Annotated in this window: 20 protein-coding genes and 1 pseudogene; 16 read left to right on the top strand and 5 right to left on the bottom strand. The window is 67.9% G+C overall.

Annotation, left to right across the window (positions count from 1 at the left end; all coding sequences use genetic code 11):
- Positions 1-314 precede the first annotated feature (314 nt).
- Positions 315-1,721, bottom strand: a complete 1,407-nt coding sequence (locus tag AC3WSN_RS10550) for an aminotransferase-like domain-containing protein (RefSeq protein WP_492537817.1) — start codon at positions 1,719-1,721, stop codon at positions 315-317.
- 213 nt (positions 1,722-1,934) lie between these two features.
- On the opposite strand from AC3WSN_RS10550, the gene AC3WSN_RS10545 reads away from it, so the two are divergent.
- From AC3WSN_RS10545 to AC3WSN_RS10490, 12 genes are all read left to right on the top strand, one after another.
- The gene (locus tag AC3WSN_RS10545) at positions 1,935-2,354 is read left to right on the top strand and encodes a RidA family protein (protein WP_192710966.1); all 420 of its coding nucleotides are present in this window, start codon (positions 1,935-1,937) and stop codon (positions 2,352-2,354) included.
- A gap of 3 nt (positions 2,355-2,357) precedes the next feature.
- Positions 2,358-3,188: a transporter substrate-binding domain-containing protein gene (locus AC3WSN_RS10540; RefSeq protein WP_492537815.1), complete on the top strand. Its 831-nt coding sequence runs from the start codon at positions 2,358-2,360 to the stop codon at positions 3,186-3,188.
- 45 nt (positions 3,189-3,233) lie between these two features.
- Positions 3,234-3,887, top strand: a complete 654-nt coding sequence (locus tag AC3WSN_RS10535; protein WP_492537813.1) for an amino acid ABC transporter permease — start codon at positions 3,234-3,236, stop codon at positions 3,885-3,887.
- Positions 3,884-4,540, top strand: coding sequence for an amino acid ABC transporter permease (locus AC3WSN_RS10530; protein ID WP_492537811.1), 657 nt, complete (start codon positions 3,884-3,886; stop codon positions 4,538-4,540). The genes AC3WSN_RS10535 and AC3WSN_RS10530 overlap by 4 nt, the downstream gene beginning before the upstream one ends.
- Positions 4,533-5,300, top strand: a complete 768-nt coding sequence (locus tag AC3WSN_RS10525) for an amino acid ABC transporter ATP-binding protein (RefSeq protein WP_492537809.1) — start codon at positions 4,533-4,535, stop codon at positions 5,298-5,300. Before AC3WSN_RS10530 ends, AC3WSN_RS10525 begins: the two co-directional genes overlap by 8 nt.
- Positions 5,301-5,695: 395 nt before the next feature.
- Positions 5,696-7,297: an ABC transporter substrate-binding protein gene (locus AC3WSN_RS10520; protein ID WP_492537807.1), complete on the top strand. Its 1,602-nt coding sequence runs from the start codon at positions 5,696-5,698 to the stop codon at positions 7,295-7,297.
- A gap of 4 nt (positions 7,298-7,301) precedes the next feature.
- The gene (locus AC3WSN_RS10515; RefSeq protein WP_192710907.1) at positions 7,302-8,273 is read left to right on the top strand and encodes an ABC transporter permease; all 972 of its coding nucleotides are present in this window, start codon (positions 7,302-7,304) and stop codon (positions 8,271-8,273) included.
- A 2-nt stretch (positions 8,274-8,275) separates the two neighbouring features.
- Positions 8,276-9,103, top strand: coding sequence for an ABC transporter permease (locus tag AC3WSN_RS10510; protein ID WP_492537804.1), 828 nt, complete (start codon positions 8,276-8,278; stop codon positions 9,101-9,103).
- Positions 9,100-10,716 (top strand): ABC transporter ATP-binding protein, encoded by a 1,617-nt coding sequence (locus AC3WSN_RS10505; RefSeq protein WP_492537802.1) that lies wholly within the window; start codon positions 9,100-9,102, stop codon positions 10,714-10,716. The genes AC3WSN_RS10510 and AC3WSN_RS10505 overlap by 4 nt, the downstream gene beginning before the upstream one ends.
- Complete coding sequence (locus AC3WSN_RS10500) at positions 10,713-11,894, top strand: amidase (RefSeq protein WP_192710910.1); 1,182 nt, start codon at positions 10,713-10,715, stop codon at positions 11,892-11,894. The genes AC3WSN_RS10505 and AC3WSN_RS10500 overlap by 4 nt, the downstream gene beginning before the upstream one ends.
- Positions 11,895-12,293, top strand: a complete 399-nt coding sequence (hpxZ, locus tag AC3WSN_RS10495; protein ID WP_492537800.1) for an oxalurate catabolism protein HpxZ — start codon at positions 11,895-11,897, stop codon at positions 12,291-12,293. It abuts the gene before it with no gap.
- A 527-nt stretch (positions 12,294-12,820) separates the two neighbouring features.
- Entirely contained in the window at positions 12,821-14,413 is a 1,593-nt protein-coding gene (locus AC3WSN_RS10490) for an ABC transporter substrate-binding protein (RefSeq protein ID WP_492537798.1), read from the top strand.
- A gap of 13 nt (positions 14,414-14,426) precedes the next feature.
- On the opposite strand, the gene AC3WSN_RS10485 is transcribed toward AC3WSN_RS10490, so the two are convergent.
- Positions 14,427-15,893, bottom strand: coding sequence for an amidohydrolase family protein (locus AC3WSN_RS10485; RefSeq protein ID WP_492537796.1), 1,467 nt, complete (start codon positions 15,891-15,893; stop codon positions 14,427-14,429).
- A gap of 142 nt (positions 15,894-16,035) precedes the next feature.
- Here AC3WSN_RS10485 and AC3WSN_RS10480 point away from each other — a divergent pair, with 142 nt between their 5' ends.
- From AC3WSN_RS10480 to AC3WSN_RS10470, 3 genes and pseudogenes are all read left to right on the top strand, one after another.
- Positions 16,036-16,716, top strand: coding sequence for an aspartate/glutamate racemase family protein (locus tag AC3WSN_RS10480; RefSeq protein ID WP_192708101.1), 681 nt, complete (start codon positions 16,036-16,038; stop codon positions 16,714-16,716).
- 13 nt (positions 16,717-16,729) lie between these two features.
- Positions 16,730-18,049 carry a dihydroorotase gene (locus tag AC3WSN_RS10475; protein ID WP_492537794.1) on the top strand — a complete coding sequence of 440 codons (1,320 nt, stop codon included), beginning with the start codon at positions 16,730-16,732 and terminating at the stop codon, positions 18,047-18,049.
- A gap of 279 nt (positions 18,050-18,328) precedes the next feature.
- A pseudogene (locus AC3WSN_RS10470) lies at positions 18,329-18,964 on the top strand (DUF938 domain-containing protein); the annotation flags it as partial.
- Positions 18,965-19,285: 321 nt separating this feature from the next.
- Here AC3WSN_RS10470 and AC3WSN_RS10465 read toward each other — a convergent pair.
- Positions 19,286-19,912, bottom strand: a complete 627-nt coding sequence (locus AC3WSN_RS10465; RefSeq protein ID WP_492537792.1) for a glutathione S-transferase family protein — start codon at positions 19,910-19,912, stop codon at positions 19,286-19,288.
- Between the two features lie 100 nt (positions 19,913-20,012).
- Positions 20,013-21,584 (bottom strand): ABC transporter substrate-binding protein, encoded by a 1,572-nt coding sequence (locus AC3WSN_RS10460; RefSeq protein ID WP_492537790.1) that lies wholly within the window; start codon positions 21,582-21,584, stop codon positions 20,013-20,015.
- Positions 21,585-22,325: 741 nt separating this feature from the next.
- Between AC3WSN_RS10460 and AC3WSN_RS10455 the strand changes: the two genes are divergently transcribed.
- Positions 22,326-23,060 carry a maleate cis-trans isomerase family protein gene (locus AC3WSN_RS10455; RefSeq protein WP_192708106.1) on the top strand — a complete coding sequence of 245 codons (735 nt, stop codon included), beginning with the start codon at positions 22,326-22,328 and terminating at the stop codon, positions 23,058-23,060.
- Positions 23,061-23,070: 10 nt separating this feature from the next.
- Here the strand turns inward: AC3WSN_RS10455 and AC3WSN_RS10450 are convergent, their stop codons facing one another.
- The gene (locus AC3WSN_RS10450; protein WP_192708107.1) at positions 23,071-23,820 is read right to left on the bottom strand and encodes an aspartate/glutamate racemase family protein; all 750 of its coding nucleotides are present in this window, start codon (positions 23,818-23,820) and stop codon (positions 23,071-23,073) included.
- Position 23,821 lies beyond the last annotated feature (1 nt).

The raw sequence follows: 23,821 nt of genomic DNA, 5'->3' as shown, positions 1-23,821 counted from the left end.
CGCTGCGGGAATGGGGTCGCACCGTTTACGAGAGACCAACCATCTCCCGTACGCTACCTTGGACTGCGCTTGAGGCGCTGCCTTCGCGTTTTTCAACAAAATCCGTCGGTACCAATTGTTCGAAGCCGATGGACAACGTCCCCGGAGCGGACGTCGAGTCAATCAGAGCACGGGTCAGTGCGGGCCAGAACACCACTTCGGCGGCATGCTCGTCGGCGGATATCCAAGGAACCCGAAGGGGCACGCGCTCGCTGCGGCGGAACGTCAACGCCTGGCGACCCGTCGTCATAGGGTCAAAGCGATGGAACCACGCCTCACACCGCGGCCCTGAATCGAAGGGTGGGCGGTGCACCTGCCTCAAGCAGGCCTGCCAATGTCTCCAGTGCCTCTCGAAGCGTTTCTCGATCAGGCGCCGCGTTGACGCAGACGCGCACGGTATCGCTTTGGTGCAAAGACGACACCTCGAACAGGCTGATCGGCGTAACCCCAACGCCGGCCTCCTCCGCGGCCTGCGAATAGGCTTCCGCTGACCAGCCGTTCCCCAACTTCAGGCAGAAATAATACGCGTTTGCTTGGGTGAGGACGGCTTGCCGAGGCAGAAGGCCAGCAACGAGATTCTGCCGCGCTTGCGTTTCCGCGCGCATCGCGGCGATCACTTGATCGATCCGCTGCGACTCCAAAAGGCGCGTCGCCCATTCCGCGTTGAACGGCGATGCCATCAGCGTGGTCGCACGCAGCGCGATCCCGAAAGCAGAAACCAGATGCCGCGGCACACGCAGGAAGCCGACACGCAATCCCGGGCCTGCAAGCTTCGACAAGCTTGAGATATGCACGACCCGGTCAGGCGCTGATGCAGCCAGTGGTCTCAGCACTGGGTCGGGCAAGAAGCCATAGACATCATCCTCGACGATCAGGACATCGTGGCGAACACAGACTTCGATCACCTCCCGACGCCGCTCGTCCGACATCGTTGCGGTGGTCGGATTGTGCAGCGTCGGCGTGCAAACGAGGACTTTCGCTCCGGTTCGGCGGCAGACCACGTCGAGGTATTCAGGCACGATGCCTTCGCGATCCATGCGGACCCCGACCAGCGAGCGACCCAGCATGCCGGCCGCTGATTTCAGGCCGTAGAAGCTCAGCTCTTCGGCCAAGACGACATCGCCCGGATGCGTCAGCGCCATCAGGGAGAGCAGCAGGCCGTGCTGGCCGCCGCAGGTGACAAGCACCTCGTCGGCCTCGGCCTCGATCCCGAAGCGATCCAGCCATCGCGCGGCGATGGCCCGATGCCTGTGAAGACCGACGTCGACCTGGCTCGCGAGCAGAGCCGCGAACTCGACAGCGCCGTCGAGTTCGCGGCGGATCATTGCCAGCGCAGGGTGATGCATCGCATGCGCCGGGAAGTTGTGCGACAGGTCGACGAAGGTCTGACGCGGGACCGGCGCCCGAAGGGATGGCGGTCCGTCCGGATCCTGCGCGTGGTTGAGGAAGGTGCCGCGGCCGATCTCGCCTCTGACAAGGCCCAGCCGCTGCATCTCGGCATAGGCCCGGCTGACCGTCCCGATGTTGAGCGACAGCCACGCGGCCAAGTCGCGCTGCGGCGGCAGCCGATCGCCCGGTCGCAGGGCGCCGGTCCGCAGCGCGATCTCGACCGCGCCGACGATGGCCAAATAGCGGGCGCCGGCCGTCCGCTCGACGGCATGGGTCCATTCGGGTCGACTCATCCTTGCACCGATTGTCCCACATATTGTCTCGGTCCGACCGGAGCTGCGACCGAAATTCGGGCGCGATGCCGCCGATATCCGCGAGCCAGCTCCGACAATGTCGCCTAGCTTGATCATGACAATACGGCCCTGAACCTGGGTCCGGGACATTACGCGGGTCAAGCCTGCGGAACGGAGATCGCGGTGCCGAAGACACAATCAGCCCCGTCGGCCATGCTGTTCCACATGGTCTCCGGTGGGCCGCAGCCGGTCGCTCCCTTCAGCCACGCGGTCGAGGCCGACGGCTTCGTCTTCGTCACAGGGCAGATGCCGGACACGCCCGGCAATCCGGGCATCCTGCCGGACGGCATCGAGGCGCAGACCCGCAACGTGATGGCCAACCTCGAAACGGTGCTGGCCGGGCTCGGCCTGGGGCTGGAGCACGTGGTCGTCGCGCGGGCCTTCCTGACGGAGTTCAAGCGCGACTACGCGGCGTTCAACGCCACGTACCAATCCTTCTTCCCGCACGACCGCCTGCCCGCGCGGACCTGCGTGGGCACGACCGGGCTCGCCTACGACGCCTTAGTCGAGATCGACCTGATCGCCCGTCGCGGCGATGCGCCATCCCTTTCGTCGAGCGCGCAGAAGGACTGAGCCATGGCTTTCGTTCGGGACAGGATCCTCGGCATCGCCGTCGCGGCGACGCTGAACTTGAGCTTCGGCACGTCACCGTCCTTTGCGGCGAGCCTCGACGAGATCAAAACCAAGGGGTCCATGGTCGCCGCGACCGAGGACAGCTACAAGCCGTTCGAATACGTCGAGAACGGCAAGCCGATGGGCCTCGACCACGACCTCCTCGCGCTGCTGCGCAAGGAGGCGCCGCTCAAAATCGACCAGCAGATCATACCCTGGACGGGGCTTCTGGCCGGCGTCGCAACCGGGAAGTACGACGTGGCCCTGACGGCGGCCGTCATCACCCCCGATCGCGTCCAGAGCCTCGCCTTCACGATGCCGATCGCCGAGGCGACGCAATACTACGTGGTCCGCGCCGACGAGACCCGGATCAAGGGCGTCCCCGACTTGGCCGGCAAGACGGTCGGCGTGCAGTCCGGCGGCGCGTCCTACGCGGCCCTGGCCGATCTCGAACCGACGCTGGCGAAGACTGGCGGCAAGCTCGGCAAGGTGGTGCAGTACACCTCGCTGCCGGAGGCGTATCAGGACCTTGCCAATGGCCGGCTCGACTACGTGATCAATGGCGTCGTCAACCTCGTCAGCCTGACGAAGGACCAGCCGAAGCGCTTCAGGATGGGCGAGGCTGTCGGCGCGCCAACCTATGCGGCCTGGGCCGTCGCCAAGGGGAACGACAGCCTCCTGGCCTACCTCGACCAGTTCATGGCGAAGGTGCGGGCGAGCGGAGAACTCTATGCCCTGCAGGAGAAGTGGCTCGGCCGCACCTTCAAGGACATGCCGTCAGCGCCGACCAAGTAGCCTGGGAGCGCGGGGCGACGGACCCGGACGCGGAGAGTGACGGCCATGACCTGGCCAGCGATACGCACCATCCTCGACGGCGCGGTGGTCACCGCCGCGCTGGCAGCAGTCAGTATTCTGCTGAGCCTACCTCTGGGCCTCCTCCTCGCGCTCCTGCGCGAAGGTCGTATCCCCGTGGTCCCGGGTCTTCTCGCCGCTGTCGTCAGCCTCGTCCGGGCGACACCGTTCGTGACGCTCGTCCTGTTCGTCTACTTCGTCCTGCCGGCGGCCGGATTGGAGCTTGAACCGGTTCCGGCCGCCATCGTCGCGCTCACGCTGAATACGGCGGCGTTCAGCAGCGAGATCTGGCGCTCGGCACTCCTAACGTTTCCCCGGGATCAACTCGAGGCGGCCGCCGCCTTCGGCATGTCGGGGCGAACCACCTTCATCCGCATCGTCTTCCCGCAGATCTGGCGGGCAAATCTCGGGCCCCTGGTCAGCGAGGTCACGATCCTCCTGAAGTGCACCCCGGCCGTGGCCGTCATCGGGGTGGTCGAGATCACCCGCGCGGCCGGCCGGATCGGCGCAGAGACCTACGAGCCGCTTCCTCCCTTCCTCGTGGCGACGCTCATCTACACCGCGCTGATCGCGACGCTCGTGCGAGGCCAGCGCGTCGTCGAGCGCAGGATCGCCCGGCGCTTCGGTTTGGTGCGCCCGTGAACGGACTTCTGGTCATCTGGGAGAGTCGGGACGTCTTCCTCTCAGGTGCGGCCAACACCCTGTCGCTCGTGCTGGGGTGCCTCCTGCTCAGCCTACCGTTCGACATCCTCGGCGCCGTCGTCCTCACAGAGGCGCCGGCTTCGCTGCGCCGCCCGTTCGCTGAGGCCGTCGATCTCCTGCGGTGCGTGCCGTTCCTGCTGCTCGCCTACGTCGTCTACTACGGCCTGCCCGAGCTCGGCCTCAGACTCGATCCTTGGTGGGCCGGACTGCTGTCGCTGACCGTCTACACGACGGCCTACCTCGCGGAGATCTTCCGAGCGGCGTTCCTCGCGGTCGCCCCGGACAACATCGAGGCGGCGCATGCCTTCGGCCTGTCCCGCAGCCTGATCTACAGGCGCATCATCCTGCCTCAGGTCGCCATCACCGCTGCCCCGGTGATCGGGAATCAGGTGATCACGACCATCCGGGACAGCGCGCTCCTCATGATCATCACGGTACAGGAACTGACCTTCGCGGCGAACTTCGTCAGTGCGAACCACTTCACGCCGTTCGCACCATTCGCCGCCGCGGTCGGCCTCTACCTGCTCATGTCGCTCGTAGTCGAGGCGAGCGTGCGCCGCATGGAGCGGGTGAGAAAGGTACGCTATGGCTGAGACTGACGCCGCGATCTCGGTCCGGGGTTTGTGCAAGGATTTCGATGGGTTCGAAGTCCTGCGTGACATCGACCTCGACCTCGCGCCCGGCACGACGACCTGCATCTTGGGGCCGAGCGGCTCGGGCAAGTCGACCTTTCTGCGCTGCCTCAACTGGCTTGAGGCGCCGAGCGCGGGCTCCATTCGCATCGATGGCAAGCCCATCGGGCAGAGGGGGGACGGCAGGGCCACGAAGCCGATGGCGCGGCGCGAGTTGGCTTCCGCACGAACGCGCATCGCCATGGTGTTCCAGCACTTCGCCCTCTGGCCGCATCTGACCGTGCTCGGCAACGTGACCGAGGCGCCAGTCCACGTCCTCGGCCGTGCCAAGCGAGAGGCCGAGGAGGAGGGGCGCGCCATCCTGGCGCGTGTTGGCCTCACCGAGAAGGCCGACGTCTACCCGCACACGCTGTCCGGCGGTCAAAAGCAGCGCGTCGCGATCAGTCGCGCACTCGCCATGAGGCCGAAGGTCATCCTCTTCGATGAGCCGACCAGCGCCCTCGATCCCGAGATGGTCGGAGAGGTGCTGGGCGTCATCCGCGAGCTTGCGCGGGAGGGGCTGACCATGGTGATCGTGACCCATGAGATGAGCTTCGCGCGTGACGTCGCCGACACAATCGTCTTCATGGACGGGGGCCGCATCCGAGAAGTTGCGGCGCCGACGGATTTCTTCACTGATCCTCAGTCCGACCGGGCTCGACGGTTCATCTTTCGACATTGATCGACGCCATGGGCTCTCGCGGACCGGCGTCTTCTTGAGCAAGCGCCAGCGCACTAATGTTAGTGTTTGCTGAAATGGGGTGGTCACATCCGCAAAAGGCAAGCCCAGGGTCACGTTTTCCCGTTGACCGTCTTCAAAAGAAAACCGTGCTGGCGCGAATGAGCAGGCAAGTTGCTGAAAGTACTGCGCAGAACAGGTGATTCTTCTCTCGCGCGCAGACCCGACAAAGGTGCGCGCGCGAGGCCTCAGGGGCATCCGAGTGCAATTACGTTCCTGGATGAGATGCCTCAACCAATAGCTGTGAAGATGCGGTCAGCTGCCTCGCTTGAGTGGCATGTGCCTTGCTGTGCGGTGGGAAGCTTTAGGAGTTTCTTGGCTTGTCCCGCAGATCCCATGTGACCGACCTCTCCCGCCGCACGGTTCTGGCGCTTCCCCTCAGTCTCGCTGCAGCCGCAACGGGCGCCCAGGCTGCCGAGGCGAAGCGCGGGGGTACGATGGTCATGATCGTCCATCCGGAGCCCTCGACCCTGGCGCATTACGCGGTGTCGGCGGGCAATATCCCGCCGATCGCCACGCAGGTCTACGAGGGGCTGTGCACCTACGACTGGGACCAGAACCCGCAGCCGAACCTCGCGAAGTCGTGGGAGGTCGCGCCCGACGGCAAGACCATCACGTTCAAGCTTCAGGACGGCGTGACCTTCCACAACGGCAAGCCGTTCACCAGCGCCGACGTGCAGTACTCCTTCATGGAGATCCTTAAGAAGTACAATCCGATCGCGCCGGTCATGCTCGCGGAATTGGTCGCCGTCGACACGCCGGACCCGATGACCGCCATCCTGCGGCTCGCCAATCCCGCGCCCTACCTCATGAAGGCGCTCTCCGGGCGGGACCTGCCGATCCTGTGCCGCTCGGTGTTCGAGGGCACGGACGTCCTCCAGAACCCCAGCGCCAACAAGCCGATCGGCACCGGTCCGTTCAAGTTCACGAGCTGGGAGCGCGGCCAGTTCGTGCGCCTCGATCGCAACGAGACCTACTGGAAGCCGGGCCTGCCGTATCTGAACCGGATCGTCGCCCGGTTCATCCCGGACGCCGCCACCCGCTCGGCCGCCATGGAGGCGGGGGAGGCGCATTTCGCCGGGTACAGCGCGGTGAACTACGCCGACCTCGCGCGGATGAAGACCAATCCGATCCTCGATCTGACGACCAAGGGCTACGAGATGACGCCGGCCCAGAGCGTCCTCGAGCTGAACGGCCGTCACCCGCATCTCCAGAAGAAGGAGGTGCGCCAGGCGATCGCCTACGCCATCGACCGCAACGTCATCCTCAAGGACGTGATGTTCGGCTACGGCCTGCCCGCCACCGGCCCGCTCAGCCGCAAGTTCAAGGCCGCTGGCCTCTACACCGACGACGTGCGTCAGTACGACGTGCCGGACCGGCTGGACATCGCCAACCGGCTGCTCGATCAGGCCGGCGCACCGCGCGGCGCGGACGGGACCCGCTTCGCCCTGCACCTGGAGGTGAATTCCTTCGGCGAGCAGTGGCTGCGGCAGGCCGAGTACCTGAAGCAGGCGCTCGCCGTCGTGGGCATCGCCGTGACGCTGCGCTCGGAGGACACCGCGACCTGGCTGCGGCGCGTCTACACCAACTACGATTACGACCTGAACGAGCCGTTCCTGAGCCAGAGCGTCGACCCGGTCTACGGGTTGAACAAGCAGTTCCTCACCAGCCAGATCCGCAAGGGCGTGACCTTCGTCAACGACACCTTCTACAGCAATCCCGAGGTCGACCGCATGCTCGGCGAGGGGGCGCGCGAGCCGGACGCGGAGAAGCGCGCCGCGCTCTACAAGAAGGTCCAGCAGGTCCTGGCGGAGGACAGCCCGATGATCTGGCTCATCGACGTGCAGTACGTCAGCGTCTTCAACCGACGCCTCAAGGACCACACGACCGGCCCCCTCGGAACCCAGCAAGCCTTCGAACGGGCCTGGATGGACAAGTAATCCCGTGCGGCTCGCGCGTTTCCTCGGTTACCGGCTGCTGCTGGCGATCCCGGTGGTGCTCGGCATCGTCGTGCTCAACTTCTTCCTGATCCACCTCGCCCCCGGCGACGCGGCCTCCGTGCTGGCGGGCGAGAGCGGCGCGGCGAGCCCCGAATACATGGAGCAGCTGCGGCACAAGTTCGGCCTCGACCAGCCGCTCGCCACGCAGTTCGGCGTCTACCTGCTGAACATGCTCCACCTCGATCTCGGCTACTCGTTCCGCAACGACAGCCCGGTGGGAAGCCTGATCGTCGACCGGCTCTGGCCGACCGGGCTGCTGATGCTGACCGCCTTCGCGGCCGCGTTGCTGATCGGCACGCTGCTGGGCCTCGTGGCGGCGACCGGGCGCAATTCCTGGCGCGACGCGGTCATCTCCCTGGTCAGCCTCATTGCCTACGCGACCCCGGGCTTCTGGCTCGGGCTGATGATGATCGTGGTCTTCGCGATCCGCCTCGGCTGGCTGCCCACCAGCGGCTACGACACGGTCGGCGCCGACAACGAGGGCTGGGACGAGGTCTGGGACGTCGGCCGCCACCTCGTCATGCCGGCGGTGGCGCTCGCGCTGTTCTACCTTGCGGTCTACGCCCGGGTGATGCGCGCCTCCGTGCTGGAGCAGGTCGGCATGGACTACGTCACCACCGCGCGCGCCAAGGGCCAGACCGAGGCGCGGGTGATGACCGGGCACGTCCTGCGCAACGCGCTGCTGCCGGTGGTCACCATGGCGGGCGTGCAGGCCGGCAACCTGATCGGCGGCTCGATCGTGGTCGAGACGGTGTTCGGCTGGCCGGGGGTCGGCACGCTGGCCTTCAACGCGCTCCAGTCGCGCGACCTCAACCTGCTCCTCGGCATCTTCTTCGTCTCGGCCTGCCTCGTGGTCGTGATCAACCTCGCCGTCGACCTCGTCTACGTCTGCCTCGATCCGCGGTTGGAGCTCTAGCGATGCGCACGGGCTTGGCGCGGTTCGCGCGCAACCGCCTCGCGCTCGCGGGGGCGGCGGTTCTCCTCGGGCTGGTCGTCCTCGTGGCGCTCACGCCGCTCCTCTATCCCGGCGATCCGTTCGCGCTTGTCGGCCCGGCCCTCCAGCCGCCGGGCGGCCCATTTCTGCTCGGCACCGACACGCTGGGCCGGGACGTGGCCGCCGAGATCGCGTACGGCGCCCGCACCTCCCTGATCATCGGCCTCAGCGCGACCGGGGCTGCGATCCTGCTCGGGACCCTGATCGGCGGGCTGGCCGGCTACTACCGGGGCGGTGTCGAGGTCGCGCTGATGCGGCTCACGGAGTTCTTCCAGACCATCCCCGCCTTCGTGCTGGCGATCCTGATCGTGGCGATCCTGTCGCCGTCGCTCTTCAGCGAAGTCGTGGCGATCGTGGCCGTCTCCTGGCCGGGCATCGCCCGCCTCGTCCGGGGCGAGTTCGTGGCGCTCGGCGGCCGCGAGTTCGTGCTGGCCTGCGACGGCCTGGGGGCGGGCGACGCCCGCATCGTCTTCCGCCACATGCTGCCGAACTGCACCGCGGCGATCATCGCAGTCGGCACGCTCCTGATCGGCACGGCGGTCCTGATCGAGGCGGGGCTCGCCTTCCTGGGCTTGAGCGATCCCAACGTGATGAGCTGGGGCCTGATCATCAGCTCGGGCCGCGCGGTCCTCCGGTCGGCCTGGTGGATCTGCACGTTCCCCGGGCTGGCGATCCTGCTGACCGTCCTCGCCATCAACCTCGTCGGGGATGGCCTGAACGAGGTCCTGAACCCGAGGCTCCGAGAGCGATGAGCGACGCCGTCCTCGAGATCGAGAAGCTGACGATCACGCTCCCGCCCGGCGCGGACCGTCCGAACGCCGTCACCGACCTGAATCTCGTCCTGCGCCCCGGCGCGGTCACCTGCCTGATCGGCGAGAGCGGATCGGGCAAGTCGATGGTGGCCCGCGCGATCCTCGGCCTGCTCCCGGGACCGCGCGTGCGCGTGGCCGGAGGGCGCATCCAGTTCGAGGGCGCGGATCTCGCCGCGATCACCCCGCGTCAGATGCGCAAAGTCCGGGGTGCCCGCATCGCGATGATCTTCCAGGAGCCGATGACGGCCCTGAACCCGCTCCACACGATCGGGCGGCAGATCGACGAGGTCCTGCGCATCCACACGACGCTCGGGCGCGCGGACCGCCGGGCGCGCATCCTCGCGCTGCTGGCGAGCGTCCACCTCCCGGACCCGGCCCGGCTGCTGCGCGCCTACCCGCACCAGCTCTCGGGCGGCCAGCGCCAGCGGGCGATGATCGCCATGGCGCTGGCGCTGAACCCGCGGCTGCTCATCGCCGACGAGCCGACCACGGCGCTCGACGTCACCACGCAGGCGCAGATCCTCTCCCTGATCCGCGACCTGCAGCGCGAGCACGGCACGAGCGTCCTGTTCATCACGCACGATTTCGGCGTCGTGGCCGACATCGCCGACACGGTGGCGGTCTTGCAGAAGGGCATCCTGGTCGAGCAGGGGCCCGCGGCCTCGGTGCTCGGGGCGCCGAAGCATCCCTACACGCGCGCGCTCATCGCCGCCGTGCCGAAGCTCGTCCCGCCGCCGCGGCGCACGCCCAGCACCGCCCCCCTGGTGGTGGAGGCCAAGCGGGTCGAGAAGACCTACGGCGCCCGCGGCCTGTTCGGGGGCCGCGTCACCCGGGCCCTCGACGGCGTGGACATCCTGTTGCGGCGGGGCGAGACCCTGGGTCTCGTCGGCGAGAGCGGCTCGGGCAAGAGCACGCTGGCGCGGGCGCTCACCCGGCTGATGCCGGTCGACGGCGGCGAGATCCTGCTGGCCGGGCACAGCGTCGCCGACCTGAGCCGCCGCCAGATGCGCCCGCATCGCCGGCGCGTGCAGATGGTGTTCCAGGATCCCTACGGCTCCCTCGATCCGCGCCAGCGCGTGGTCGACATCGTCGCCGAGGGGCCGATCATCCACGGCACCGAACCCGGCATCGCGCGGGTCCAGGCGTGCGAGATGCTGGCGCTGGTCGGCCTGGATCCCGCGGCGGCGCAGCGCTACCCGCACGAGTTCAGCGGCGGCCAGCGCCAGCGAATCGGCATCGCCCGGGCGCTCGCCATGAAGCCCGAGATCCTGGTGGCCGACGAGCCGGTCTCGGCCCTGGACGTCTCCGTGCAGGCGCAGGTCCTGGCGCTGCTCGCCGACATCAAGGCGCGGCTGCACCTCAGCATGCTGTTCGTGACCCACGATCTCCGGGTCGCGCTGCAGGTCTGCGACCGGATCGCCGTGATGCGGTCCGGTCAGGTGGTCGAGGTCGCGCCGACCTCCGAGATCTTCTTCGCGCCGAAGCACCCCTACACCAAGGCGCTGTTCGCCGCCGTGCCCGGCGCCCAATGGCAGGAACCGATCCCCGCATGACAGCCGCACAGCCCCTCTCGACGGACCCGTTCCTGCCCGGGCCGCGCGTGCGCGTCGCCGGATCCGCGATGGGGCCGCTCGCCGGCCTCGCCTTCGCCGTCAAGGACCTGATCGACGTCGCGGATAGCCCCACGGGGGGCGGCAACCCGGACTGGCCGCGCGTCTACCCGACGCCGACCCGCCATGCCCAGGTAGTGCAGACGCTGCTCGATGTGGGCGCCTCAATCGTCGGCAAGACCGTGACCGATGAGGTCTCGCTGGGGATCCTCGGCGAGAACGCCCATGACGGCACGCCGCTCAATCCCGCGGCGCCCGATCGAGTGCCCGGCGGCTCGTCGAGCGGCTCGGCCTCCGCGGTGGCCGCGGGCGCCTGCGACTTCGCCCTGGGAACGGATACGGGCGGCTCCGTTCGGGTGCCAGCGAGCTTCTGCGGGCTCTACGGCATCCGGCCGACGCACGGCCGCATCGACTTCGCCGGGATCTGCGTCCAGGCGCCGAGCTCGGATACCTGCGGCTGGTTCGCCCGGGACGCGGTAACCTTCGCGCGGGTGGGCGAGGTGCTGTTCGGCCAAGCCGTGCCGGATCACCTGCCGCGCACGCTCCTCGTAGCAGCGGACGCGCTCGGCTTCGCCGACGCGGCGGTCCAGGAGGCGCTGGCCCCGCAGATCGACCGCTTGGCCGCCCTGGTTGGCAATCGGCGCGACGTGACCCTGGCGCCGCAGGGCCTGTCCGTGTGGCAGCGGGCGCAGCGCGTCCTGCAGAGCAGCGAGGCGTGGCAGACCTTCGAGCCCTGGCTCGATGCCTGCAATCCACGCCTGGCCTTCTCGGTCGCACGCTCGCTGATTCAGGGCTCGATGATGACCGATGCCGAGCGCAGCGCCGCGAGCCTGATGCGGATCGAGGCCCGGGCTCGCCTCGCCCGGCTTCTGCCCCCCGGCACGATCCTGTGCCTTCCGACCACGCCGTTCCCGGCGCCGTTGCGCGGGCTGCCGCTCGACGCGCTGCACCCCCTGCGGGAGCGCATCGCCTGCCTGACGAGCCACGGCGGCCTCACCGGCGTCCCGCAGGTCAATCTACCGGGCGCACGGGTCGACGGCGCTCCGGTCGGCTTGTCGATCCTCGGTGCGCGTGGGACCGACCTTGACCTGATCCGTACCGCGGTCGCCCTGGAGGCCTGAATGGACGTGACTGTGAACCGCCCCGAGGTCGTGGCCGAGATTACCGCCCTGTTCGAGCGCTACGAGCGGGCGCTCGTCGAGAAGGATGTCGCCGTGCTCGACGAGACCTTCTGGGATAGTCCGCACACGATTCGTTTCGCCCTCCATGAGAACTGTTACGGCTTTGCCGAGGTCCACGCCGCACGCGTCGCAGCCGATCCGCCGCCGGGCGGGACCAAGGAGGCGCGGATCCGGCTGGAGGTCCTGACGCTCGGGAGCGACTTCGCTACGGTCAATCTGGAATTCAAGCCGCGCGGCAAGCCCGGCATCGGGCGTCAGAGCCAGACCTGGATGCGCTTGCCCGACCTTGGCTGGAAGGTGGTGTCCGCCCACGTGTCGATCATGCCGATCGCGGCCTGAATCCCGGAGCGCCGGATTTTTGCTGCATCACTCCGGCGCTGAGCGCCCGCATGAGGTCCATTACTGAGCGTCGGCCAAGGTTCTCATCCGCGCTGAATTTTCCGAGCCCTCAACGAAGCGCGGCTGTCGGGAAGCATCGATAGCTGTCCTGACGGTTGGCATGGGTCGGTAGGAGGCCATCCGATTATCCGGCGCGTCTGCTCTGGAGCAACCATTCCGCTTACGGCCAGACTACGTCACGCCGGATCGCCAGCGCGCAGAATCGGCCATTCGGCTTTGCGCCCATTTCGGTCATACGGCCAACTGCAGCGGCATCCCACGACCGGACCTTTTGCGTCGCCCCAGTTCGGTCAGTCCGCACTGGATCCCTAGCCGCCGATGCATCCGGACCAACCGGAATGCGAGGGCGATCTCTCTAGGGCTGGGCCGCGGCCTCGTTCCTGCAAGCCAGCGGATTGCCGGTTTTGGTGACCGGATTACTGCGAGCGCATGTACGGTAGTCGCCCGAGCAGAGCGGGAGTTGTCTGATGAAGCGGCGTACACTGTTGCAGGGAGCTGGGGCCTTCGTAGCCAGCGCTGTCGCGGCACCATCCCTGGTCCGCGCGGAGGCTGCCGCGACCTTGCGCTTCATCCCGCAGCAGGATCTCGTCACGCTCGATCCGGTGACGACCTTCGCGTACATCACCCGCAACCACGGCTACATGGTCTTCGACACCCTCTACGGCATGGACGGCGCCTTCCGCGCCACGCCGCAGATGGTCGAGGGCCACAGGATCGAGGAGGACGGGCGCCGCTGGGACCTGACCCTGCGCGAGAACCTGCGCTTCCACGATGGCACGCCTGTCCTCGCCCGGGACTGCGTCGCCTCCTTGCGCCGCTGGGCCAAGCGCGACCCGTTCGGCGGCTCCCTGATGGAGGCCACCGACGAGCTGTCGGCGCCCGACGATCGGACGATCCGGTTCCGCCTTAAGCGCCCGTTCCCGCTCCTGCCGATCGCGCTGGGCAAGGCCTCGGTGCCGGTCTGCGCGATGATGCCCGAGCGCCTCGCCGTCACGGACCCGTTCCAGCAGGTGCCGGAACTCATCGGTTCGGGGCCGTTCCGCTTCAAGGCGGACGAGCGCGTGCCCGGCGACCGCGCGGTCTATACCCGCTTCGAAGGCTACGTGCCCCGCAAGGACGGCGCACCCACCTGGACCTCGGGTCCGAAGGTCGTCCACTACGACCGGGTCGAGTGGCGCGTCATCGGCGATACGTCGACGGCCACCTCGGCGTTGGTCGCCGGCGAGGCAGATTGGCAGGAATACGCCTCGCACGACCAGCTGGATCTGCTGAAGGCCACCAAGGGCGTGACCACCCGCACTCTCGACCCGACGGGCTTCGTGACGATGCTGCGGGTCAATCACCTGCAGCCGCCCTTCAACAACCCGGCGATCCGGCGGGCGCTCTGGGGGGCGATCGACCAGACGTCCTGCATGCAGGGCGTGGTGGGCGCCGACGATCCCAGCCTGTTCCACGTGCCCCTCGGCTTCTTCTGTCCGGGTACGCCGATGGCCTCGACGGACGGGCTCGGGCCACTCACCATACCGAGGGATCCGGCCAAGGTGCGGGCCGACCTGAAGGCGGCCGGCTATGCCGGCGAGACCGTGCTGCTGATGGTGCCGTCGAACTCGGCCCCGCTTCTGGCGCTCGGCCAGGTCGCGGCCGACCTGCTCCAGCGCGTCGGCATGAACGTCGAGGTCTACGCGGTCGAGTTCAACGCGATGCTGCAGCGGCGCAATCGCAAGGGGCCGGTCTCCGAGGCCGGCTGGAGCGCCTTTGTCACCAACTGGTCCGGCATGGATTGGCTCAACCCCGCCGGCTACATCGCCCTGCGCGGCACCGGCGAGAGCGGCTATGCCGGCTGGGCCACGACCCCGCGGATCGAGGCCCTGCGCGACGCGTGGTTCACGGCCCCCGACGAGGCGGCCCGCGCCGCCCTCTGCCGGGACATCCAGCTTCAGGCGATGCAGGACGTGCCCTACTATCCCCTCGGGCAGTACCTGCAGCCGACCGCCTACCGCTCCGGCCTCACCGGAATCCTCGATGGGTTTCCGACCTTCTGGAACGTCCGGCCCACCTGAGAAGCCCGGGGTCTCACAGCCCCGGGAAGGTTGGTGGCGCGATGGCGTCGGGGCCACGCCCAGCCCAGTCGAGTTGCCGGATCTGCGCCAGCGCGCGGCCCTGCGCCTCCTCCAGGGCCGCGGCCGCCGCCGCGTAGTCGACCGTCAGAGCGCGGCCGTCGCGCACGATCTCGCGGCCCCCGACGAAGACCTGCCGGACCGCGCGGTCGCCGGCCGAGTAGATCAGCGACTGCACGGGATCGCGGCACGGCCGCATGGCGGGATGCGCGCAGTCGACCAGGACGAAGTCGGCCTTGCAGCCCGGCGCGAGCCGGCCGATGTCGGTGCGCCCGAGCGCCTTGGCACCGCCCACCGTGGCGGCTTGGAACACGTCCGCCGCGCGGGTGTCGCGGGGATTCTCGGCCACGACCCGGGCGAGGTATGAGACGAGGCGCATCTCGTCGAGCATGTTGTGCGGGTAGACATCGGTGCCGATGCCCATGTTGACCCCCGCCTGGACGTAGCGGCCGAAATGGTTGAGCGCGATGCCGCGGCGGGCGAAGACCGTCGGGCAATGGGCAACCGTCGCGCCGCGCTCGGCCAGGCGGCGCATGTCCGAGCCCGGGCTATGCCAGTGGGTCCAGGGATGGTCGTCGAGAAAGATCCCGTGGCCCACGATCGTGCGCTCGGTGAGCACGCCGAGATCGTCGAGCCACTCGATCGGCGTCATCCCGGTGCGGCGGGTGATCTCGTGGAATTCCGAGAGGGACTGCGCCGCATGGGTGTGGAAGCGCAGGTCGCGCGTCACCGCCTCGGCGTGGGCGTCCCGTAGCAGCTCCGCCGTGCAGGTGTCGACCTGCGCCGGGCACAGCATGCCGGACAGACGCCCGCTCGGATGGCGCTGCGCCGCCTCGATCTCGGCAAGCGCCTGCTCCAGGCCGCGCCGGCCCGCCGCCGCGTCCCACTCGTACTCGACGCTGTGGCCGTTCCGGGTCAGCCAGCGCCCGGAACGGAACATCGGGGCGATGCAGACCCGCAGGCCCGAGGCACCGAGGAGGTCGAGCCAGCCTTCGCTCGGTAACGCGAGATCGCAGACGGTGGTGACGCCCGAGAGCGCCAGCTCGGCGAGCGCCACTCCGTAGGCGGCGCGGGTGCCATCCGCGTCGGGCCGCAGGATCGGCAGGTACTCGTAGAGCGACGTGTTGTAGAGGCGCGGGCTGCCGACCTCGTCCCACATGCCCTTGTTCATCGGTTCCGAGAACAGATGGGTGTGGATGTCGACGAGCCCCGGCATGATCAGGCAGCCGGCGGCGTCGATGGTCCGGGCGGGCGGCGGCCCCGCGTAGCCCGGACCGACATGGGTGAGAACGCCGTCAGCGAACACCACGTCCGCGCCGGTCTGGTAGACGTGTCCGCCGTTCTCGGAGTCCCAGGCGACGACCCACCGGGCCCCCGTCACCCGCGTGACGCTCGTCGTCCCGTCCGCAGCTTCGCCGTGCATCGATCACCTCTTCCTTGGGTCGAGTGGATGGGCAAGATCGGTGCCTCCTGAGTTACACCGATGGTTGCGCGGCCCGGGTTTCGCTTCGCGGAATCCTCTGTCGTGAGCGGCAGGCTATCGCGTTGGCTCCGCAGGAGGCGGCATGCAAGATCCCGGCGCCGTCAGGTCCGCGCGCATCCTAGTCATCAACCCGAACTCCTCTCCAAGCGTGACCGCCGCCATCGACACGGCGCTGGATCCACTGCGTCTGGCCGGCGGCCCCGCCATCGTGGTGACGGACCTGCCTGAGGGGCCGGCAAGCATCGCGTCCCAGCAGGACGCCGATTCTGTGGTCATACCGCTCGCCCGCCGCATCGCGTCCGATGCGGCGGACGCCTTCGTCATCGCCTGCTTCAGCGACCCGGGTCTGCACACCGCCCGCGAGGTCGCCGGCTGTCGTCACGTGATGGGCATCGCCGAGTGGGGCATCCTCCGGTCGCTCACCCTGGGCGAGCGTTTCGGCATCGTCGCTCTGTCGGAAGGCAGCGTGAGGCGCCAGCGCCGGATGGTCCGCCAGATGGGCGTCGGCGAACGCTACGCCGGCAGCCGGCCCGTTGAGGCACGGGCGGACGAGACCGCGGGCGCGGCCATCCGCGATCGTCTGATCGCAGCGGCGCGGATCCTGGTCGAGCGAGACGGCGCCGACGCCATCGTACTCGGCTGCGCCGGCATGGCGCCACACAGGTCCACGATCGAGCAGGCGATCGGGTGCCCGGTCGTCGAGCCCTGTCAGCAGGCGGTGGCGGCCGCCCTCGGTGCGGTCCTGCTCCACAGGGCCACCTAGGAAGGACCCGGCGATGCATTACGACCTGCTGATCCGCGGCGGCACCTGCGTCACCCCCTGGGGAACCGAGCGGATCGATCTCGGCATCCGCGACGGGCGCATCGCCGACCTCGCGACGCCGGCCCACGCCACCGCGGAAACGGTGATCGACGCGGCGGGCCTGCACGTCCTGCCCGGCCTCATCGACAGCCACGTCCACCTGCGCGATCCCGGCGACCCGGCGGTGGAGACGATCGAGACCGGAACGCGGGCCGCGATGCTGGGCGGGATTGCCACCCTGTTCGACATGCCCAACACCGTCCCGCCGATCGCCGATATCGAGCGCCTCGCCTGGAAGCGCGACTACGTGGCAGGCCGGAGCTGGTGCGACATCGGCCTCTACGTGGCCGGCACGAAGGCCAATATCGACGCCCTCGCCGAGCTGGAGCGTGCGCCGGGTGTCTGCGCCGTCAAGGTCTTCGCCGGCAGCTCCACGGCGGCGCTGATGATCGAGGACGACGCGCATCTCGAGCTCGCCATGCGCGCCGGCCACCGGCGTATGGCCTTCCACAGCGAGGACGAGGACCGGCTCCAGGCCCGCAAGAACCTATTCAGCCTGGGCCAGCCCTATCGGACCCACATGGAGTGGCGCGACGAGGAATGCGCCTTCCTGGGTACGCGGCGCCTCATGGCGCTCGCCCGGAAGACCGGCCGGGCGACCCACATCCTGCACGTCTCGACGGCCGAGGAGCTCGCCTATCTGCGCGATTTCCGCGACGTTGCCACCGTCGAGGTGCTGGTTAATCACCTCACCCAGGTGGCCCCGGACTGCTACGACACCCTCGGCGGCTTCGGCGTGATGAACCCGCCGATCCGCGACGAGCGGCACCGGGCGGCAGCCTGGGCGGCCGTGCGTGACGGCACCGTCGACACGATCGGCAGCGATCACGCGCCCCACGCGCGGGCGGCCAAAGAGCGGCCTTGGCCGGACTGTTCGGCAGGCCTCACCGGGGTCCAGACACTGGTGCCGATCATGCTCGACCACGTGGCGGCCGGGCGGCTGTCGTTGGCGCGCTTGGTCGACCTGATGGCTACCGGGCCGGCCCGCGTCTACGGACTCGCCGGCAAAGGTCGGATCGCCGCCGGGTACGACGCCGACTTCACCCTCGTGGACCTGAAGACCCACCGCAGGATCGAGGAGTCTTGGATTGTCTCGCCCTGCGGCTGGACGCCGTTCGCCGGCACCGACGTCGTCGGCTGGCCGATCGCCACCATCGTGCGCGGCCACCTGGTCATGCACGACGACACAGTCCTTGGTGCGCCCATCGGCAACCTCGCGCGCTTCGCCAGCTGACGGGCATCCGCCATCAGCCGCCACCGGCCAAGCGGAGAAATTCTTTGCTACAGGTCTGCATCGTTGCTTGAAGCAGACCTACTGCTTCGCGCATGTCGATTATTCGGTGGCCTCCGCCGGTGTCTCCGAAGCGGATCTCGGTTCAGCCGGATTGCAGGACCATGGCGCGCTGGGAGCTCGGAGCCCCTCAGCAGACCGATTGCCAGCTGCCTCAACGTACTGGCCACGGTTCGGGACCGCTTTACCTCGTGAGAGCTCATGCTCGTTGTGAGGTGAGTGATGCTGAAATGGGACGCAGTCTTGAGCCAAGGCATCTCAGCGGGCGACGCCTTGTTTGCGCCAGCCGTCCTCAGGAACAGAGAGGCGATCCTCGCTGTCCTGCGCCATCTGCTCCCCGCCTCCGGCTTGGTCTTGGAGGTGGCCAGTGGGTCGGGCGAGCACATCATTCATTTCGCGTCCGCGTTGCCCAGCTTGTCCTGGCAACCCGGTGATGCCGATCCAAAAGCCCTGAGAAGCATCGCGGCGCATATGCAAACCGCTGGCTTGGCCAATATCCTCGCTCCCCTGCCGCTTGATGTGCGTGCACAGCCCTGGTCCGTGCCGCGCGCCGATGCGGTGCTTGCGATCAACATGATCCACATCGCACCGTGGTCGGCGACGGAAGGATTGATGGCAGGCGCTGGCGGCATCCTTCCTGACGGCGGCCTGCTCTACCTGTACGGACCGTTCAAGGTGGCCGGTGCGCACACGGCTGAGAGCAACGCGAGCTTCGATGTGAACTTGCGTGCGCGGGACCCTGCTTGGGGCGTCCGAGATGTCGAGGCGATTTCCGAAGCGGGCTTGGTTCAGGGTTTGAGCCTTGTCGAGCGCATTCCGATGCCGGCCAACAACTTCAGCTTAGTTTTTCGAAAGGGACGTCATTGCAGTCCATGGGCAAGGCATACCAGATCCGGTTTGCTGCACCCGGTGACGCGCGAACAGAGACGCTGTTGTGCGCCAGTTCCGTACCTCGACTCGCCGACCGGTAGGGACGCTCTGCTTCGCGCCCCTCCCGGTCATTCGGGCTGATTCGGACGCCTCTCAGGCACGAATATGGATTTTGGAAGCCCACTCAGCTCGGCAGTTCCGGCTGAACCCGAAAATCCAGCTCGCGGCGCCTCTTTCTGGATACCTCGCGTCGCCGCTCCCATAGACCGCCTGCGCGGAGCCGAAAGCAAACGTTCGTGACCCTTCGTTTCAGGGTACGTCGGCGGCAATCCACGCCTGTACGGCTGGCCGGGATTGCAGGCGCTGCCGGTACGCGATGAGCGTCGGCGTCGATGGTCGCGTGATGGGCGTCAGGAGCCATCGTTGAAGCGAAAGGCCGACCACCACGTCGGCCAGGGTGAAGGTGTCACCGACGACATAACCACCGGCCTCGGACAAGTGCTGCTCTAAGATGAGCATCAAGTCATTCCATCGTTCAACGCTCCGTGCAATCGCAACTTGATCATGCCTGTAAACAGGATTCTTTCTGACCAAGCCCAGGAAAGCCGCCTGCCAAGCACAATTCAGATCGGCGGCCTGCCAGTCCATCCACTTTTCCACGGTCGCACGCGCGAACGGAGTATCGGGCAGGAGATCATGCCGGCCTGATTTCGCAACCAGATATCTGCAGATCGTATTGCTCTCCCAGAGGACACCCTCCGCGCACACGAGAACGGGAACGAGCCCATTCGGGTTGAGGGATCTGAACTCTGGACCTTGCGTGTCTTTGGTCAGAGCCCAGTCGTTTTCGTGCTCGAAGCTCAACCCGGCCTCGGCCGCGGCCCAAAGAACCTTGCGGACGTTGATCGAGGTCGAGCGGCCGAGGATGCGCATCATGAACTTGCCTTGGCATAAGACGTCTGATCCGGCCGTCCGATGCGGCCCGTCAGAGCCCAACGATTACCTCCCCGGCCTCCACCGATGACCGGAGTTTCACTCAGGTCTTTCTGATGTTCCAGAGGATGGGAAACCCGAGGACCCGGCCCGTCAGATTGCGCCTGTAAGAGGTCATGGATCGATAGGAGCCGACCGGTATGTAGACCACTTGGTCGAGCGCGATCCGCTGCATCTCCGCGCAGAGCGCCTTGCGCGCATGCGTATCCGGAGCAGCGAACCAGGCCGTGCGGAGTTCCTCCAGCTTCGGAATCGACGGCCAGCCGAACCAGGCACCGGCGCCGTTGGCCCTGAGCGGTTGAAGCGCGGCCGGATCAGCATTGTCGAACGACGAGAACGTGGTCAGCAGCACGGACCAGCCGCCCTTGTCGACGGGCTCGCGTGAGACGCGGCGCTGGATGACCGTACCCCAGTCGCTCAGGGCCAGATCCACGTTGAAGCCGATACGGGGCAGCAGATCGGCCGCGACCTGTGTGATCGCCGAGGGCGCCAGAATGTCCGTCGGACCGATCAGCCGGACCTTCGTGCCGCTATAGCCCGCCGCTCTCAGCGCCGCCCGCGCCGTCTCGAGGCTACGCGGCCCCGTGAGCACCTCCATGCCGGCATCCGACGCCATCGGCGTTCCCGGCGTAAAGATCCCGCACCGGTCGTCATAGTTGGCGGGATCATCACCGGCCACAGCTGCCATGAAGTCGCTCTGGACGATGGCCGGCAGCACCGCCCGGCGCACCTCGACATCGTCGAACGGCGGCTGAAGGTGGTTCATGCGCAGGATGGCTGGATTGGTGAAGCGGTCGAGCCCTTCCACGACGATGTTGCGATTGCGGGCGAGGAGTTGCTGGAGTTCCGGCGGCGGCTGCTCGTACCAGTCGATCTCGCCGTTCTGCAGCGCGGCCGCCGCAGTGGCGCCGTCGGCGATGATCTGCCACTCGACCCTGTCGAAATGGGCGACTTTGCCGCCAGCGGTCAGGCTCGGGGCACCGGGAGCGGGCACGTATCCCGCGTGCCGCTCGTAGACCATCAAGCTGCCCGAGTTGAACTCGTCCGCCTTCCAGCGAAACGGCCCGGAGCCGGTGGCGTCCGTGATCTGCTTGAACGGATCAGTCTGCGCGATCCGCTCCGGCATGATGAAGGCGGGTTGGCTGACGCTCGCCAGCGCGTTCGGCAGCAGCGGGAAAGGCGCCTTCAAACGAAAGACGATGTTCGCGTCACCGTCGTGCACGATCTCGTCCGTCGCGGCCATCAACGTCTGGCCGAACCCGTTCCGCGCGGCCCAGCGCCTGATGCTGGCGACGCAATCCCGCGCAAGAACAGGGGTGCCGTCATGAAAGCGCAGCCCCTCGCGGAGGGCGATCGTCACCTTCCGCCCATCCTGCTCGATCCGGTAGCCGGCCGCCATCTGGGGCTGGGGCTGCAGGTCGGCATCGAGGCCGAACAGAGTATCGTAGACGATATAGGCGTGATTGCGCGTCACGATCGCGGTTGTCCAGATCGGGTCGATGGACGTCACGTTCGCCTGGGGCACCATGCGCAGCACCCGGGCGTCCTGCGCTCGGCCGACGAGCGGCGCTGCCAGTGTCGAGGCACCTGCGGCGAGGAATGTGCGTCGCTTCATTGTGGCCCTCAGCGAGATGCGTGAGCATAGCAACGGCCAGACCAACGCGAGAGCACGCGCCATGTCTTTGCGATCGCTGTTGCAATGAGTCCCGATTGTCGCCGGGGAACAGCCCGTGAAGCGCCCGGCGCATCCGTCGACGGTAACCGCGAGCTTTGCTCCGTGCGTCCCGGATCAGTGCGGTATGCGGCAGCTATCGCCCACCATCAGTAGCTCGCGCCACTGATCAGACTACCCTGAAGCCGACGTCGCAGGAGCCTGAGCTGGGTCGGCTGCGGAAGTTGAGCGCCTAGCGTATGCGAACGATCCGCAATGCGCCCATTCCGGTCGTGCAAGTGACCGCAGTACCATCCCAGGAACGGACATTCTGTGTCGATCCAGCCCAGACCGTCACCCCGAGGGCACTGGTCCCTGATGCGGTCAGATCAGCCAAATTCTGAGGCCTCTCCTTCCAGGATTGGATCGCGGCCTCGTTCCTGACGACCTTCGCTTACTTCACCCGCAACACGGCTACATGGTCTTCGACACCCTCTACGGCATGGACGGCGCCTTCCGCGCCACGCCGCAGATGTCGAGGGCCACCCGCCGATCGCCGATACTGTGTCCATCCCACTGCTCCCGGTGTGCGGGTCCGGAGCGGACCTCGATGGCGACACCCTGCCACTTCGTGCCGCCCCACCGGAACGATCCTTGCCACCGGCGAGGGCCGGGCTCGCACAAGGCGCAGGGGAGACAGCCAAAATGGTGGACACGCGGCCGACGGCCAGGCTCGGAATGCTGACGCCGTCCTCGAACAGCATCCTCGAACCGATGACGGCGCGCCTGCTGGCGGGGCAGCCCGGGATCACGGCCCATTTCGCGCGCCTGCGGGTGACGCAGATCGGCCTGTCGACGGCGGCGCTCGATCAGTTCGATCAGGCGCCGATGCTAGCCGCCTCCGAGCTGCTCGCGGATGCCCGGGTCGCCGCGATCCTGTGGAACGGCACGGCGGGCGCCTGGCTCGGCTTCGCGAACGATATGGCCTTGTCCAAGGCGATCACACGGCGGACTGGCGTGCCGGCTTCGACCTCGGCGCTCGCCTTCCGCGACCTGTTCCAGCGGCGCGGGATCGGGCGCGTCGGGCTGGTCACGCCCTACACGGGGGATGTCCAGGCGCGGATCCAGGCGAACTGGCAGGCCGACGGACTCGATTGCTCGGCCGAGCGGCACCTCGGCCTGTCGGAGAACTTTGCCTTCGCGGAGGCGGAGGAAGCCGAGATCGCCGGGATGGTCCGTGCCGTGGCGGCCGAGGGTGCCGAGGCGGCCGCCATCGTGTGTACCAACCTTGCGGGCGCCGCCCTCGCGCCCGCCCTCGAAGCGGAGCTCGAGATCCCGGTCTACGATTCCGTGACGGTCAGTCTCTGGAAGGCGATGGATCTCGCCGGGCTGGATACAGCTGCGATCACCGGGTGGGGCAGCGTGTTCGCGCCGGCCTGATAGGCCTGTCTCAGGCGTCGTCGCGCTCGATCCAGCGCCGCAGGGCCGGTGCCAGGCCGGTGGCGGGCTTGGCGGGGGGCCGGGCGAAGCGGCCCGTCAGCGGCGGACGCGCGCCGAGCCGGACCAGCCCCTGCGCCTGACCGAGCGCGGCCGCCAGCGGATCGACCAGCGGCACCGGCACCGCCTCGCCGATCCGCGCGGCGAGGCCGGTCAGCGGGGCGCCGGCGAGGATCACCGCGTCGGCCCCGTCCTCGGCGGCGGCCCGGTTGGCGAGGGTTACGATCTCCGCCTCCAGCTCATGCTGCACCTCCGTGACCGAGCGGAAGGCCGCCGAGACCGATCGGACGCAGGCGCAGCGGGCCGACAGCCCCGAGAGGGCAACCGCATCCTCGTACCAGGGCAGCAGCGTGCCCGAGAAGGTCACGATGCCGAAGCGCTGGCCGAGCAGGCAGGCGGTGAGCATCGCCGCCTCGGCCATACCGACGATGGGCAGATCGAACAGCTCCCGCGCCGCGATCAGCCCGGGATCGCCGAAGGCCGCGATGACGGCGGCGTCGAAGCCGGCTTGATGCTCGGCCAGACTCTCCAGAACCGCGGCCCCCGCGAGCTGTGCCTCCGCGCGACTCGCGATGTAGGGCAGGCCCCGGGCGGCCGTCAGCGTGGTGAGCGTGACGTCCGGGGCGAGTGCGGCTGCGGCGGCCCGCTCCATCCGGGCCGTCATGGCGACCGAGGTGTTCGGGTTGACGAGAAGGAGCCGCACG

Source organism: Methylobacterium sp. FW102-HT35C08, assembly GCF_058790235.1.
The sequence above is the reverse complement of the archived record's forward strand: the minus strand, read 5'-3'. Positions and strand labels throughout refer to the sequence as shown.

Coding starts and splice junctions, on each gene's coding strand:
- hpxZ (WP_492537800.1), top strand. CDS start 11,895: ATGGACGTGACTGTGAACCGCCCCGAGGTCGTGGCCGAGATTACCGCC.
- AC3WSN_RS10535 (WP_492537813.1), top strand. CDS start 3,234: ATGACCTGGCCAGCGATACGCACCATCCTCGACGGCGCGGTGGTCACC.
- AC3WSN_RS10510 (WP_492537804.1), top strand. CDS start 8,276: ATGCGCACGGGCTTGGCGCGGTTCGCGCGCAACCGCCTCGCGCTCGCG.
- AC3WSN_RS10455 (WP_192708106.1), top strand. CDS start 22,326: ATGGTGGACACGCGGCCGACGGCCAGGCTCGGAATGCTGACGCCGTCC.
- AC3WSN_RS10490 (WP_492537798.1), top strand. CDS start 12,821: ATGAAGCGGCGTACACTGTTGCAGGGAGCTGGGGCCTTCGTAGCCAGC.
- AC3WSN_RS10550 (WP_492537817.1), bottom strand. CDS start 1,721: ATGAGTCGACCCGAATGGACCCATGCCGTCGAGCGGACGGCCGGCGCC.
- AC3WSN_RS10460 (WP_492537790.1), bottom strand. CDS start 21,584: ATGAAGCGACGCACATTCCTCGCCGCAGGTGCCTCGACACTGGCAGCG.
- AC3WSN_RS10545 (WP_192710966.1), top strand. CDS start 1,935: ATGCTGTTCCACATGGTCTCCGGTGGGCCGCAGCCGGTCGCTCCCTTC.
- AC3WSN_RS10500 (WP_192710910.1), top strand. CDS start 10,713: ATGACAGCCGCACAGCCCCTCTCGACGGACCCGTTCCTGCCCGGGCCG.
- AC3WSN_RS10475 (WP_492537794.1), top strand. CDS start 16,730: ATGCATTACGACCTGCTGATCCGCGGCGGCACCTGCGTCACCCCCTGG.
- AC3WSN_RS10480 (WP_192708101.1), top strand. CDS start 16,036: ATGCAAGATCCCGGCGCCGTCAGGTCCGCGCGCATCCTAGTCATCAAC.
- AC3WSN_RS10525 (WP_492537809.1), top strand. CDS start 4,533: ATGGCTGAGACTGACGCCGCGATCTCGGTCCGGGGTTTGTGCAAGGAT.
- AC3WSN_RS10540 (WP_492537815.1), top strand. CDS start 2,358: ATGGCTTTCGTTCGGGACAGGATCCTCGGCATCGCCGTCGCGGCGACG.
- AC3WSN_RS10485 (WP_492537796.1), bottom strand. CDS start 15,893: ATGCACGGCGAAGCTGCGGACGGGACGACGAGCGTCACGCGGGTGACG.
- AC3WSN_RS10505 (WP_492537802.1), top strand. CDS start 9,100: ATGAGCGACGCCGTCCTCGAGATCGAGAAGCTGACGATCACGCTCCCG.
- AC3WSN_RS10465 (WP_492537792.1), bottom strand. CDS start 19,912: ATGATGCGCATCCTCGGCCGCTCGACCTCGATCAACGTCCGCAAGGTT.